General features: G+C 73.4%; 12 protein-coding genes. 9 read left to right on the forward strand and 3 right to left on the reverse strand.

What is annotated here, in order from left to right; all coding sequences use genetic code 11:
• Positions 1-52: 52 nt before the first annotated feature.
• The 9 genes from RMN57_RS34575 to RMN57_RS34615 all read left to right on the forward strand — a co-directional run bounded on the left by RMN57_RS34575 (position 53) and on the right by RMN57_RS34615 (position 10,066).
• Positions 53-985: a 3-oxoacyl-[acyl-carrier-protein] synthase III C-terminal domain-containing protein gene (locus RMN57_RS34575; protein ID WP_313767241.1), complete on the forward strand. Its 933-nt coding sequence runs from the start codon at positions 53-55 to the stop codon at positions 983-985.
• A gap of 143 nt (positions 986-1,128) precedes the next feature.
• Positions 1,129-1,419, forward strand: a complete 291-nt coding sequence (locus RMN57_RS34580) for an acyl carrier protein (protein ID WP_313767242.1) — start codon at positions 1,129-1,131, stop codon at positions 1,417-1,419.
• A gap of 4 nt (positions 1,420-1,423) precedes the next feature.
• Positions 1,424-2,299 (forward strand): hypothetical protein, encoded by an 876-nt coding sequence (locus RMN57_RS34585; RefSeq protein ID WP_313767243.1) that lies wholly within the window; start codon positions 1,424-1,426, stop codon positions 2,297-2,299.
• The gene (locus RMN57_RS34590; protein WP_313767244.1) at positions 2,296-3,039 is read left to right on the forward strand and encodes a 4'-phosphopantetheinyl transferase superfamily protein; all 744 of its coding nucleotides are present in this window, start codon (positions 2,296-2,298) and stop codon (positions 3,037-3,039) included. The genes RMN57_RS34585 and RMN57_RS34590 overlap by 4 nt, the downstream gene beginning before the upstream one ends.
• Positions 3,040-3,159: 120 nt before the next feature.
• Entirely contained in the window at positions 3,160-4,914 is a 1,755-nt protein-coding gene (locus RMN57_RS34595; RefSeq protein WP_313767245.1) for a condensation domain-containing protein, read from the forward strand.
• A gap of 205 nt (positions 4,915-5,119) precedes the next feature.
• The gene (locus RMN57_RS34600; protein ID WP_313767246.1) at positions 5,120-6,205 is read left to right on the forward strand and encodes a hypothetical protein; all 1,086 of its coding nucleotides are present in this window, start codon (positions 5,120-5,122) and stop codon (positions 6,203-6,205) included.
• Entirely contained in the window at positions 6,202-6,996 is a 795-nt protein-coding gene (locus RMN57_RS34605; protein ID WP_380235951.1) for an SDR family NAD(P)-dependent oxidoreductase, read from the forward strand. Before RMN57_RS34600 ends, RMN57_RS34605 begins: the two co-directional genes overlap by 4 nt.
• A gap of 10 nt (positions 6,997-7,006) precedes the next feature.
• Positions 7,007-7,735 (forward strand): polysaccharide deacetylase family protein, encoded by a 729-nt coding sequence (locus RMN57_RS34610; RefSeq protein ID WP_313767248.1) that lies wholly within the window; start codon positions 7,007-7,009, stop codon positions 7,733-7,735.
• A 102-nt stretch (positions 7,736-7,837) separates the two neighbouring features.
• Positions 7,838-10,066 carry a hypothetical protein gene (locus RMN57_RS34615; RefSeq protein WP_313767249.1) on the forward strand — a complete coding sequence of 743 codons (2,229 nt, stop codon included), beginning with the start codon at positions 7,838-7,840 and terminating at the stop codon, positions 10,064-10,066.
• A 31-nt stretch (positions 10,067-10,097) separates the two neighbouring features.
• On the opposite strand, the gene RMN57_RS34620 is transcribed toward RMN57_RS34615, so the two are convergent.
• The 3 genes from RMN57_RS34620 to RMN57_RS34630 form a co-directional block, all read right to left on the reverse strand.
• Complete coding sequence (locus tag RMN57_RS34620; RefSeq protein ID WP_313767250.1) at positions 10,098-11,273, reverse strand: hypothetical protein; 1,176 nt, start codon at positions 11,271-11,273, stop codon at positions 10,098-10,100.
• Between the two features lie 13 nt (positions 11,274-11,286).
• Positions 11,287-12,255: an NAD-dependent epimerase/dehydratase family protein gene (locus RMN57_RS34625; protein ID WP_313767251.1), complete on the reverse strand. Its 969-nt coding sequence runs from the start codon at positions 12,253-12,255 to the stop codon at positions 11,287-11,289.
• 124 nt (positions 12,256-12,379) lie between these two features.
• On the reverse strand, positions 12,380-13,504 hold the full coding sequence (locus RMN57_RS34630) for a DegT/DnrJ/EryC1/StrS family aminotransferase (protein WP_313767252.1): 1,125 nt from the start codon (positions 13,502-13,504) through the stop codon (positions 12,380-12,382).
• Positions 13,505-13,511 lie beyond the last annotated feature (7 nt).

The following is a 13,511-nucleotide window of genomic DNA, read 5'->3' on the forward strand; positions in this document are numbered from 1 at the left end:
AAGGGCCGGAGATCACTTGTGCGACCCGTCGGGCGTCGGAATACTAGCCCGCGTGACCGCACTGGAGGCAGTGGCCGTTCACCTCCCCCACCACGCCGTGCCCATCGAGGCGGTGGGCGACCGGATCGGCCTGACCCCACGTCAACTTCGACTCTTCCGCCGCTTCCACGGCCTGGACCAGCTGCGACTGGATCCGGACGGGACGCTGCCCGACCTGCTCGACGCCGCCGTCGAGGCCCTGCCGCAGCTGCGCGGACGCGAACGGCACGTCCGCTTCGTGATCCACGCCCGCAGCATGCCGGTGGCGGTGCCCTACCCGCTCAACCCGCTCCACGACCTGATCGCCCGCCGCGGCCTGTCCCGGGCCGTGGCCTTCACCGTGACCCACCACGCCTGCGCGGTGGGGCTGCTGGCCGTCGACCTGGCCGGCCGGCTGCTGTCCGGCTGCCCGGATCCCGACGCGCTGGCCCTGGTGCTCGCCGGGGAGAAGACCTTCACCAAGGACGCCCAGGTGGTGCCCGAGACCGGGATCTTCGCCGAGGGCGCCGCCGCCTGCCTGGTCCGCGCGAGCGGCGAGCGCGACCGCGTGCTCTCCTTCGCCGTGCGCCAACGCCCCGAGTTCGACGGTCGCCTGGCCGGGGACGCGGAGCTGCTCGCCCGGTACCAGCGCGAGTACCCGGCGGTGATGATCGAGGCCCTGGAGGCGGCTCTCGACCAGGCAGGTCTGGACCTCTCGGACCTCGCGGCCATCCTTCCGCACAACGTCAACCAGGCCTCCTGGCGGATGATCTGCCGTCGGATCGGTTACCCGGTCGAGAAGGTGGTGCTGGACAACGTGCGTTCGGTCGGGCACAGTTTCGCTGCAGACAGCCTCATCAATCTTCACACCGCCACCACGCGGGGGCTGCTGCGCCGCGGCGACCGCTACCTGATCGCCGCCGCCGGCGTCGGCGCCACCTTCTCCGCCATGGCCGTCGAGCACTGACGCTCCGTCAGAACCCTTTGTTGTAGCGGCTACACGCCCGAGCCGGGCGGGCTGCACGTCGGGCCGGCCGCGCCGACCGCACCCGCCGCCGAGCGCGCCGCGCGCCCCCATTCACCTCTCCAGCACGACGGGACGGGACACCCATGCCAGACCCAGTGGTCCAGACCACCGACACCGAGCTGCGCGACCGGATCCTGCACAGCCTCGGCGAGCTGCTGCCGCGCGTCCTCAAGCGCGACCTGCCCGAGATCCCCGAGAACGCCTGCCTCTTCGACGACCTCGGCCTCACCTCGGCGAGCACCATCGAGCTGATCCTGGAGATCGAGGAGACGCTGGACATCCAGGTCGACGTCGAGCAGATCGGCGAGGACGACCTGCGCTCGGTGACCAGCCTCGCCGACTACGTCGCCGGCCACGTCATCGCCGAGGACTGACCGGGTGCCCGCCGCCTCCGCCCCGCCGCCGGGAACCGCGCTGGGCCTCACCCGGATCCTGTCGGCGTACACCGACGGGCGGTCGGAGACCTCGCTCGACCCGGACCTGCGGGTCTTCGTCTCCGACCTGGTCCGCCCGTACGGGCTGCCGCTGCGCGAGGACCTGTTGCGGGAGGGCGCCGGTCACTCCTACGCGGAGCTGGCCGAGGGCCTGCTGCGCGAGGCGGTCGCCGACGGGCGGCCGGTCGACCTGCTGATCCTCGCGTTCGATTCGCCCGACGTTCGCCCCGGCGCGCCCGGTTCACTGGCGCTGAGCCGGTCCTGTCCGGGTGCGCCGCTGGCCTTCGCCGTCTGCGACCAGGGTACGGCGGGGGCGTTCGGGGCACTGCGGATCGCGGCCGCCCACCACCGCACCGGCGGCTGTCGGCGGGCGGTGGTGGTCCTGGCCGAGCAGACCGCGCTGCACTACCGGGCCGCCGCTCCGGTCGAACTGCCCCGGCGGCACTGCGCGGTGGTCCTGGTCTGCGACGAGATCGACGGCACCGGCGACGCCCGCGCCGGCGGCACCGGCGCGGGCGGTCTGCGGATCACCCAGCAGCCGTGCGCGGAGTCGGCGCCGGCGGTCGAGGCCGTGCGCGGCCGGCTGCGATCCGCCGGGGCCGGCGCGGCGCTGCTGCTCGATGCCGGTCTCGCGGGCGAACCCGCCCTCGGCGACGCCGCCACCGCGGTGGCCCCGGACGGACAACCCTTCACCGGCCTCTGGACGGAGCTGGCCCGGGCGCTGCCCGCCTGGCAGGCCCGGCGGCGCCCCGTCGTGGCCGCCGGTCTCGACCGCAGGCTCGGCGTGCTCAGCACCCTCACCCTCGGGGCCGCCCCGTGACCGCCCCGCGCTCCGCCGACCAGGTCGACCTCTGGATCATCCCGACCGACCAACCCGACAGTGTGCTGGCCGAGTTGAGCAGGCTCCTAGACCCCGGCGAGCGTGCCCGCGCGGCGGGACCGGACCCCGCCCTCGGGCGGCGCTTCACCGTCGTGCGCGGCGCCGTCCGGCTGCTCGTCGCCGAACGGCTCGGCGTCCCCCCGGCCGAACTCGCCTGGCGGTGCGGCCCGCACGGCAAGCCCGAGCCGGTGGACCGGCACGGACCGGCCGGCGGACGGCTCGGCGTGAGCTGGTCGGCCTCCGGCGCGCTCGCCGTGCTCGCCCTGGCCGAACGGCGGGTGGTGGGCGCCGACGTCGAGGAGATCCGCGACGCACGGGTGGCGTCCCGCATCGCCCACCGCTACTTCCCGGGCCGCGAGGCCGAGTTGCTGGCCGCCGCCCCCACGCCGGCCGCCCGCGCCGAGCGCTTCACCGAGCTCTGGTGCCGGCGCGAGGCCTGCGTCAAGGCCTACGGCGGCCGCCTCGTCCAGGGCTTCGGCCTGCCCCTGGCCGGCCCGGCGCCACGCGTCCTGGCCGACGCCGGTGCGCTCGGCCCGGGACCGTGCCGGATCGACGACGCCCCGGTGCCCGGCCCCTTCCGGGCCGCCGTGGCCGCGGTCGGCGATCACCCGTTCCGGCTGCTCACACACCGATGGCACCCCTCCGTCGCGCTGAACACCACAACCCGGCAACGCACTTGAGGATCGGCCGGCCCCCCGGGCGCCCGGCCCGGACCATTCGGCGGACCGCTGACAGCGTCCCCGACCACACCCCGGTGGCACACCCGCAGGGCCGCCGGCGAGCCGAAAGGCGCGGACGACGTGACAGAGAACGACCGGCGGATCACGGTCCGATTCGGCGGCGCGAGCAGCGGCTCCGGCCCGCTCACCCTCGGCCAGGACAACATGGTCCGCTGCATCCGGCGCGACCTGCCCGAGCAGATCAACAAGGAGTCCGTCTGGCCGGTGCCCGAGGGGACCACCCTCGCCGCCGCCCTCGACGCCCTGCGCACCCTCGTCGAACGGCACGACTCGCTGCGCACCGTCTTCCCGCCCGGCCCGGCGCCGGACGGCTTCCCGGAACGCCAGGAGGTCCGCTCCGAGGGCGAGTTCACCGTCGCCGTGCTCGGTGCCGACGGCCTCGGCGACGCCGAACTCGACCGCCTGGCCGCGGAATCGGGCCGGGCCGACGTCGCCGTCCCGTTCGATCTCGCGGACGGGATCCGGCTCCGCTTCACCCTGCTGGCCGAGGCGGACCTGGTACGGCGCCTGGTCGTCACGGTCTGCCACGCCGGCGCCGACGGCGCCGCGACCACCCTGCTGCTCCAGGACTGGATCGCCCTCGCCGCCGGCAAGGAGCTACCGCCCGTAACCGCGCGCACGCCGCTGGAAGTGGCCGCCCTGGAGCAGAGCGACCAGGGCCGGCGCAAGACCGCCGCCAGCCTGCGGCACTGGGAGAAGGCCCTGGCCACCGGCCCGCAGGCGGTCTTCGCCGACTCCCGGATCACCGGCCCGCCGAACGGCCTCGCAGCGGTCGTCCTGCGCTCCCGCACTGCCGCGGCCGACCTCGCCGCCGCCTCGCGGCGCACCGGCGCCAGCCCCTCGGTCGTCCTGCTCGCGGCCTTCTCCGCCCTGGTCGCCCAGCGGGCGGGCCGGTCGGAGCTGGTCTTCGCCGCCCTCTCCGCCAACCGCCAGCGCGCCGCCATGGCCGACCACATCGGCACCCTCGCCCAGGACGCGCTGCTCGTCCTGGACACCGACACCGCCGACCTGGACCAGCTGATCGGCCGCACCAAGGCGGCCTCGCTCGCCGGCTACTGGCACAGCACCCTCGACTCCGAGAGGGTCTGGCAGCTGATCGAGGACGTCACCCACCTGCGGGGCGCCCGCTTCGTCCGCCACGTGGTCGTGAACGACCTCAGCCTGACCATCCCCGAGCTGATGTCCGACGCCCGCCCGGCCCCGGTCGCCGACCCCGAGCTGACCTGGCTGCCCGACCAGCCGCTCGCGGTCCGCGTCATGCTCAACGTCCTGCGGGCCGTCGACTGCCTGGAGTTCGTGCTGCTCGCCTGCCCGCAGGTGCTCGACCGGGCGGAGACCGAGCGGTTCGCGCTCGCCCTGACCGGCCTCCTCGACGCCGCCGCCCGGGGCCCGGTCCCGCTCTCCGTGCTGCCCGCCCTCACCGGACTGCAGCCGGCCGACCGGACCGGCGACTGGCACCGGATCGACAACTGCTGGATCGACCTGGACGCCGTCCGGAGCCTGGTCGCCGACGCCCTCGGCGCCGGTGCCCTCACCGCGGTCGACGTGGTCGGGGGCCGGATCACCGCACGCATCGCCACCGCCGACCCGGACGTCACCCCGCTCACCGCCCATCGGGCGGTGGTCGCCGCCCTCCCCGGCCGCGACACCGCCATGGCCCCGCACCACTACACCGTCCATGCGCTCGAAGCCGTCGCCGCCGCCGACCGAGACGAGGATGCGGCCGGCCCACCGCCCTGGGCCTCCCTCGCGGTGACCGGAACGGGCACCGGTCGCTCGCCCGAGATCGCCGCCGCCCACCCGGGCCTGGCCTGACCGGGCCCTCCGGGCCGTGACCGCGCCCCGCACCGCGTTCCCGCGGCCACCCGCGGACCCGTGGGCCGCTCGCCGTTCCCGCCGTCCCGGCCGGGTTCGGGAGTGAGGTGTCGGGAACGAGGTGTCGGGGGCGAGGTGCGGGGAGCGGGGCACGGGGCGTGGGACCAGACTGGTGGTGGATCCTGCCTCCGAGGCTGGGAGAGCCATGCTGCTCGGACTCACCACCGCCCTGGTCGCGACCGGGTGCTTCGGCTTCGGGTCGGTCTTCCAGGCCCGCGGCGCCAGGTCGGCGCCCCGCGCGGACCGGGTGCGGGTGGGGCTGCTCGCCGCCCTCGTCCGGTCCTGGCAGTTCCTGCTCGGCACGGGCCTCGACATCGCCGGTTTCGCGCTGAGTATCGTCGCGCTGCGCACCCTGCCGCTGTTCCTGGTCCAGTCGGTGACCAACGCCAGCCTCGCGGTCACCGCCATGGCCGCCGTCTGGCTGCTCGGTGCCCACCTGCGGCGCAGCGACCTGCTCGGCATCGCCGCCGTGGTGGTCGGTCTGACGCTGCTCGCGCTCGGCTCCGGCCAGGAGGGCCGCGACCACGCGCCCCCGGCGTTCCACTGGGCGCTGCTCGCCACCACGGTGGTGATGCTCCTGCTCACCCTCGTGCTCGCCCGGCGGAACGGTAACGCCGCGGCGGCCGGCCTGGGCCTGCTCGCGGGCGTCGGCTTCGGCGTGACCAGCCTCGCCGTCCGCGTCCTCGACGTCGACAGCGTGGCCGCCGTCTTCACCGACCCGGCCGCCTACGGCCTGGCCCTGGGCGGCCTCGGCGGCTACCTCGCGTACGCGCTCGCCCTCCAGCGGGGCACGGTCACGGCGGCGACCGCCGCGGGGACGGTCGCCGAGACCTTCGGTCCGGCCCTGGTCGGGCTGACCGCCCTGGGCGACGCGGCGCGCCCGGGCTACGCCTGGTGCGCCGTGGCCGGCTTCGCCGTGGCGGTCGGCGGCACGTTCGTGCTCTCCCGCTTCGGCGAGGTCGAGGCGGAGGTCGGCCCCACGACCCCCGGCGCGCCCGCCGCCGCTGCTTCCACCGCCGCCTCCACCGCCACTGCCTCCCCCGCGGCCGCGTTGTCGGTCGGCCCGGTGCGCGAGCGCCCCGTGCGCGACCGTGCCGGCCCGGGGCCCGCCCCGGACCGCTGCCCGCCCTGGCACCCCGCAGGCCCGGTAGCCCGAACGGCCTCGCCATGCGAAGGTGACTTGCCGGACAAATCGGACGGCGCGGCGCGCACAGAGCGGCAGGAGCCATGACGGACGTAGCCCACCGACCCTCCCGACAACCGCGACTCCGCCCGGCCGGTCCGCCGGTGGCCCTGATCACCGGCGCCTCCTCCGGAATCGGCGCGGCCACCGCCGCCCGCCTCGCCACCGCCGGCTGGCGGCTGCTGCTCTCCGGCACCGACCGCACCCGTCTGGACGAGGTCGCCGGCCGCACCGGCGGCCGCCCGCTGCCCGAGGACCTCGCCAAGCCCGACGGGCCGCAGCGCCTCGCCGAAGCTGCCCTCGCCGCCGGCGGCCGGGTCGACGCCCTGATCGCGGGCGCCGGGCTCGGCTGGCGCGGCGCCTACGCCGAGACCCCCACCGACACCCTGGACCGGATGCTGGAGGTCAACCTCGCCGCCCCGCTGCGGCTGACCCGCCTGCTCCTGCCCGGCATGCTGGAGCGCGGCCGCGGCCGGATCGTGCTGCTCGGCTCGATGGCCGGGCAGGTCGGCGTCCGGGACGAGGCCGCCTACGCGGCCACCAAGGCCGGGCTCGCGATGTTCGCCGAGAGCCTCTGGTACGAGCTGCGCGGCACCGGCGTCGGCGTCCGGCTGGTCCTGCCCGGCGCGGTGGACACCCCGTTCTTCGCCCGCCGCGGCACCGCCTACCAGCGGCAACGCCCGCGCCCGGTGACGGCGGAACGCGTCGCCGACACCGTCTTCGCGACCCTCACCACCCCGCAGGACCGGCTGTTCGTCCCGCACTGGCTGGGCGTCCCGGCCCGGATCCACGGCGCCGCGCCGGGGGTGTTCCGGCGCATGGCGTCCCGCTTCGGCTGAGCACCCGCCGATGGACCGGGCCCGCGCCGCCCGCCGGGCCGCCCTCGCGGCCGCCGGCGTCCAGTTCCTCCACCTCGCCCCCGCCGCCGTCCGTCTGACGCCGCTGCGCCGTACGGTGGCCCGCCCGCTGGCCGGCTACGGCGCCGACCCCCGGCACGTCGCGCTCACCTTCGACGACGGGCCCGACCCGCGCAGCACCCCGTACATCCTGGACGCCCTCGACCGGCTCGGTGTCCGCGCCACCTTCTTCCTGCTCGGCGCGATGCTGGAGCGCGCGCCGGACCTCGGCCGCGAGCTGACCGAACGGGGCCACGAGGCCGCCGTCCACGGCTGGCACCACCGGCCGCAGTGGTACCCGGCGCCCGCCCGCGACCTGCGCGAACTGCGCCGGGCCACCGAGGCCGTCGCCGACCTCTGCGGCGCCCGCCCGCGCTGGTACCGCCCGCCCTACGGCGTCCTCACCGCCGGTCCGGCCCTCGCCGCACGCCGCCTCGGCCTGCGTACCGTGCTCTGGACGGCCTGGGGCGAGGACTGGACGGAGCAGGCCACCGGCGACTCCGTCTACGCCACCGCCCGCCCCGGCCTCGTCGGCGGCGCCACCCTCCTCCTGCACGACTCCGACTGCACCTCCGCCCCCGACTCCTGGCGCGCCACCCTCGCCGCCCTCCCCCTGATCGCCGCCCACTGCCGCACCCGCTCCCTCACCCTCGGCCCCCTCCGCCACCACGCCCTCCGGTAGTAAGTGCCTCGGCGTGCGAGGAACCCCGCCAGAGGCCTCGTCATGCGCCGCCAGTAGGTGTCTAATGGAATTATTGGTCAATATCGTAAGAAGATGGTTCGCATGGCTTCCAGCGAATGGCGTGTGGCGGTCATTGGTGACATGACCATCGATTGGCTCCTTGAGGAGAGGTCCAAGTACCGCAGCAATGAATACGAGGACCGACTGAGGACGCAGGTTGCCGTGAAATGGCTTACTGGTGGCGTCTTCCTCCTGCGGTCGATGATTGAGGAGGCGGTCAGCCAGTGGGCCCCGGCTGTGCTGCTCAGTGTACCGAAAGTATTAGTCTTCTCGCCTGAGATTCCGACGGAAGAGACCCTGAAGGCTTTCGAGAATCCTTACCGGCATTCATTTGCGGTTCTCGCCCATTATGGCGAAAGGATTCGGGTGAAGGAGTACCTGGGGTTTAGCGAGGCGCCGGGTGCGGAGATTTCCTCGGCGCGATTCCGGCTCGATCCGACCCCGACGCCGAACGGCCTGATCAACGTCGTTGTAGTGGATGATGCGGGTATGGACTTCCGAGAGGAGAAGGCGAACTGGAGCGAACTGGAGCAGGCGACGAAGGTTGGCCTGGCTGAGAATGATCGTCCATGGGTTATCCTCAAGATCAGTAAGCCCATCGGCAGTTCAGAGGGAAAGCTCTGGGAGTATGTGATCTCCAGGGTGCGGGATCCGGATGACTGGCTGGCGGATCGGCTGGTTGTGCTCACCAGTGCGTCCTGCCTGCGTGATGCTGGCGCGGGAATCAGTCACGACCTGTCCTGGGAGCGGTGCATCGAGGACGTGGCGCGTGAGATCCAGCGATGCCCGGCCGTGAAGGACCTCGCCGACTGTCGGCGAATCATCATCTCCTTCGGGCCGTCCGGGGTGCTGTACCTGGACCGGATCAATGACGCTCGACTTTGCACGTTGGCGTTCGATCGTGAACGGATGGAGCGGGCATGGTGGGAGAGCCACCGCGATGGGACTATGTTCGGCTACGGCAGCGCGCTCTGCGCGACGGTCGTGCGGGAAATGCTCCGCCATCGACTCAAGCCAGACTTCCCGCGAGCACTGCAAGAGGCGCTAGGTGCCATGGAGCGCCTCTATTCCGCAGGCTTCCAGTGCGTCGAGAAGAATGGTGTCTCTTTCAAGCTTGGTGGTGTCTTCGAGCCGCCCGCCGAACCTGGCCACGCCGTTGTGAAGGCGGTCAGACTGTACCAGGGATCTGACTCGGGCCTCTCCCTCAGTAGTCGGCAGGACAACTCGCCGGACGTCATCCACCGCCTGGCAAGACACATTGCGGTCGGTGGCACAAAATACTTCCGCCGCATCAATCTGAATGGTTCCGCTTACGGTCACGACATCCCCATCGGACGCTTCGGAAAGCTCGTGACGATCGACCGCACGGAAATTGAGGGCCTGCATTCGATTCAGAATCTCATAACGAACTATCGAACCTCGGTTAAACTGACGGCTCCGCCGCTGGGGATCGCGGCGTTCGGAGCCCCCGGGTCCGGAAAGTCGTACGCTGTGAAGCAGATCATTAAGACCCAGGAGGCGGACGAGCGCGATCCGAAGGGACCGCCCGAGGTCAATGAGCCCATCGAACTGATTGAGTTCAACCTGTCGCAGTTCGACTCCCCGGGTGAGCTCGTCAGCGCGCTCCACCGGGTTCGCGACATCGCCCTGGGCGGAAAGATCCCGCTCGCTTTCTGGGACGAGTTCGACACCCCACTGAACGACCAGGAACTGGGCTGGCTCCGCTACTTCCTCGCCCCGATCCAGGACGGAACCTTCCAACAGGCGCAAACCCTGCACCGGATCGGCGCTTCGATCTTCGTGTTCGGTGGTAGCCAGTTCGACCGGTTCTCGAAGTTCAAGCAGCAGGCCGAGGCGTCCCCGCCCGAGTCCAAAGTTCTGGACTTCCTCAGCCGGCTTCGCGGCTACATGGACATAGCCAGCATCGACAAACAGGACAATGAGTCAGACTTCATGTTGCAGCGCGCGGTCGTACTCAACGACCTCTTCCAACGGAAGGGGATCCCGACGGTTCGCTGCGCCGAGCCCAGCTGTCCGGACAAGGGGGCCCACTATGTGTTCGACGTCCAGTTGGGAGTCCTGGACGCATTCCTGACCATCCCCTCGTATCACCACGGGGTCCGTTCGATGATGGCGATCATGGAGATGAGCCGGATCCGTCCCGGCCAGCAGTTCGTCAGGGCCGCACTGCCGAGCCCGACCCAACTCGACATGCATGTGAAGGGCGCCGACTTCCTTGACTTCGCCCGTCGCGGGGCGGCTCCCACGTGAACCGGACGTCTGCTGATTGAACGGTCGTTTACTACTGCGGCTGCTCCAGCCCGACCCGCCGCAGGGCTGCGGTGAAGCCGGTGCGCCAGGCGGTGGGGGTGGCGCCGGGGGACGGGGGCGGGGCGGGGCGGGTCAGGGCGGCGAGGGCGTTGCGGACCACCTCGGCGGGGCGGGCGGAGGCCACGTCCGCGTGGCCGAGTTCCAGCTCGTGCTGGAGGTTGTCGCGGCCGTGGCCCTGGACGACGTCCAGCAGCAGCAGGCGGCGGCCCAGGGCGCGGGCCTCGCTGCAGGTGTCGCCGGAGCTGGTCACCACCAGGTCGGCGGCGGCCATCAGGGCGGGGATCCGGTCGGTGTGGCCGAAGGGGTGCAGGTTGGGCCGGTGGCGGGCGGCGCGGCGCAGGCGGCGCTCCAGTTCGTGGTTGCGGCCGGCCACGGCGAGCACGTGCGGCCCGGCGTCGGAGAGCTGTGCCGCCGTGCGGGCCAGCGGGCCCAGGCCCCAGGAACCGGACATCAGCAGTACGCACCGGGCGGTCGGCGGCACGCCGAGTCCGGCCCGCGCCTCGGCCCGCCCGGGCGGGTGGTAGAACGGCTCGCGCAGCGGGGCCGGCAGTACGGCGACCGCCGCGTCCGGGCGGTAGCGGCGGACGGCGCAGGCGGCGACCTCCGAGGTCACCAGGAAGAGGTCGGTGCCCGGCTGGACCCAGAGGCGGTGCGGCGTGACGTCCGTGCAGAGCACCAGGTGCCGGAAGGCCGGGGGCTCGGGCCCGGGCCTGAGCCCCCGGCCGTGCCCCCGCCCGCGACCCCGGCCGTGCCCCCGTCCGCGGCCCCATCCGTACTCCGCGGCGAGCAGCTGGTTCACCGCCGAGGTGGCGGTGGCGAACACGGACACCACCAGCGCCGGCCGCTGCTCGTCCACCAGCGCGCGCAGGGCCGGGACGAGCCGCCGCCGGGCGGCCGCGTCGGCGGCCAGGGCGATCCGTGCACCGGGACGCAGCGCCGAGAAGTGGAAGGCGTCGTAGACCCCGGGCAGGTCGAGCAGCCGGCGGAAGACCGCCTCACCGGCGGCGCCCGCGCGCTCGCCGAGCAGGGCCATCGCGTCGACGGTGGCGGTGGTCCAGCCGCGGGCCTCCAGCGAGTCGGCGCAGGCCCGGGCCATCACGTCGTGGCCCTGGCCCAGCGAACCGGAGACCAGCAGCGCGTGCGGCACCGGGCCCCCAGCCTCAGGCGCCGGACTGGCGGCCGGTCCTGGGGCGGGCCGTGGCGACCGCCGCCTCCCGGTACCAGTCGGCGTACCGCCGCACGCCGTCCGCGAAGTTGGTCCGCGGCGACCACCCCAGCAGCCGCTTCGCCTGGGCGGCCGAGATCCGCCGCCCGGCGTAGTCGGCGGCGCGGGCCTCGATGTGCTCGATGCTCACCGGCCCGAGCAGCCGGTCGACGGTGTCGGCGATCTCCCGCACCGAGATCGCGGTCGAGCCCTCCAGCGCGAAGGTCTGGTCCTCGGCAGCGGGGGAGAGGGCGCGGACGTGGGCGTCGGCGAGGTCCTCGACGTAGACGAAGTTGCGGCTCTGCCGGCCGTCGCCCGCGATGGTGATCGGGCGGCCGGCGAGTGCGGCCTGCACGAACCGGGCCACCACCAGCTCGTCCCGCATCCGCGGACCGTACGGGATGCCGTAGCGCAGGATGGTGAAGTGCTGTCCGTACAGCTCGCGGTAGCTGTGCACCAGCATCTCGGCGGCGAGCTTGGTGGCGACGTAGAGGTGGCCGCTGTGCTCCAGCTCGATCGGCACGTGCTCGTCCAACTCCTGTTCCCCGCCGTCGAGTTCGTTCTCGGCGAGGGCGGCGCCGTAGACCCAGACGGTGCTCGCCAGCACGGTGCGGCTGAGGCCGCTGCGCCGGGCCGCCTCCAGGACGGCCTCGGTGCCGTCGATGTTGGTCCGCACCGCCCGCACCGGGTCGGCGGCGACGCGCTCGACGTCGGCCATCGCGGCGAGGTGGAACACCACCTCACTGCCGTCCAGGGCGGAGGTGAGGGCGGGCAGGTCGAGGACGTCGATGCGGGCGTGTTCGGCGGCGGGGTTGAGGTACTGGTCGGTGGTGTCCACCGCGAGCACCTCGTGTCCGGCGGCGAGCAGCCGGTCCACGACATGCGAGCCGATGAATCCGCACCCGCCGGTGACGGCTATGCGCACGATCTCTCTCCTTCTCCGGCCCGCCGGGGGCTCGTCCGCTTCGGCGGACGGCTCGGACGGGTCTCTGGGACGGACTCTCTCGGGCCGCCCGTCGGGGCGGCTTCGGCATCACTCCGCGCGGGCGTCACCCCGCGAGCCGCCGGTGGACGGCGGTGACCGCCTCGATCACCTGGTCGGTCTCGTCCTCGGTCATGTCGGAGTGCACCGGCAGGCAGATCTGGCGGGAGCAGAGGTCCTCGGCGACCGGGAGCGGGCCCCGCCGGTAGGGGGCGAGCACCGGCTGCAGGTGCAGCGGCAGGTCGTACACCTCGCCGGAGAGGCGGACGCCGAAGTCCTCGGCCACGGCCCGCTTGAACGCCGCGCGGTCGACGCCGGCCGGCAGCAGCGCCACGTACTTGTAGTAGTTGCTGCGGGAGCCGGCCGGCTCGGTGATCGGCTGCAGGCCGTCGAGGCCCGCGAGCGCCGCGTCGTAGCGCTGGGCGACCCGCCGCCTGGTCTCCACGAACTCCTTGAGCCGGCGCAGGTGCACCGTGCCGACGGCGGCGTTCAGCTCGCTCATCCGCCAGGAGGCGCCGAGCCGGACGTGGTGGTTGGTGGTGAACGAGCCCTTGCCCTGGTCGCGGTAGATCCGGGCCTCGTCGCGCAGCTCGGGGGAGTCGGTGAGGACCATGCCGCCCTCGCCGCTGGTGGTGACCTTGGTCGGGTAGAACGAGAAGGCGCCGGCCAGGCCGAAGGTGCCGGCGGCGCGCCCGTCGTAGCTGCTGCCGTGGGCGTGGGCGGCGTCCTCGACCAGCGGGACGCCCCGGCGGTCGCAGATCGCGCGCAGGGCGTCCACCGCGGGGGTGACCAGCCCGCCGATGTGCACCAGGACGACGGCCGCGGTGTCCGGGGTGAGCGCCGCCTCCAGGGTGGCGGGGCTCAGCGCCAGGGTCCGCGGGTCCACGTCGGCGATGACCGGGCGGCCGCCCGCGTGCACGACGGCGGCGGCGGTCGCGTAGAAGGTGACGGCCGGGACGACCACGTCGCGGTCGCGGACGTCGACGGTCCGCAGCGCGATCTCCAGCGCGGCCGTCCCGCTGGCGACGGCGACCGCGTGCGGGGCGCCGTGCTCGGCCGCGAAGGCCTGCTCGAACCGCTCGGTCCACGGGCCGAGCGTCAGCGCGCCGGTGGCGAGGATCTCGGTCACCGCGTCCGCGACGGCCGAACGGTCGATCTCGTCGAACACGATGCGAGCGGCTGGCACGCCCATCGGGCCT

Origin of the sequence: Kitasatospora sp. CM 4170, from assembly GCF_032110285.1 — a bacterium.
Taxonomy (GTDB): domain Bacteria; phylum Actinomycetota; class Actinomycetes; order Streptomycetales; family Streptomycetaceae; genus Kitasatospora; species Kitasatospora aburaviensis.

What these genes read in the sequence shown, in the direction of transcription:
- RMN57_RS34580 (WP_313767242.1), top strand. Translation starts at nt 1,129, where the DNA reads ATGCCAGACCCAGTGGTCCAGACCACCGACACCGAGCTGCGCGACCGG.
- RMN57_RS34600 (WP_313767246.1), top strand. Translation starts at nt 5,120, where the DNA reads ATGCTGCTCGGACTCACCACCGCCCTGGTCGCGACCGGGTGCTTCGGC.
- RMN57_RS34605 (WP_380235951.1), top strand. Translation starts at nt 6,202, where the DNA reads ATGACGGACGTAGCCCACCGACCCTCCCGACAACCGCGACTCCGCCCG.
- RMN57_RS34610 (WP_313767248.1), top strand. Translation starts at nt 7,007, where the DNA reads ATGGACCGGGCCCGCGCCGCCCGCCGGGCCGCCCTCGCGGCCGCCGGC.
- RMN57_RS34615 (WP_313767249.1), top strand. Translation starts at nt 7,838, where the DNA reads ATGGCTTCCAGCGAATGGCGTGTGGCGGTCATTGGTGACATGACCATC.
- RMN57_RS34630 (WP_313767252.1), bottom strand. Translation starts at nt 13,504, where the DNA reads ATGGGCGTGCCAGCCGCTCGCATCGTGTTCGACGAGATCGACCGTTCG.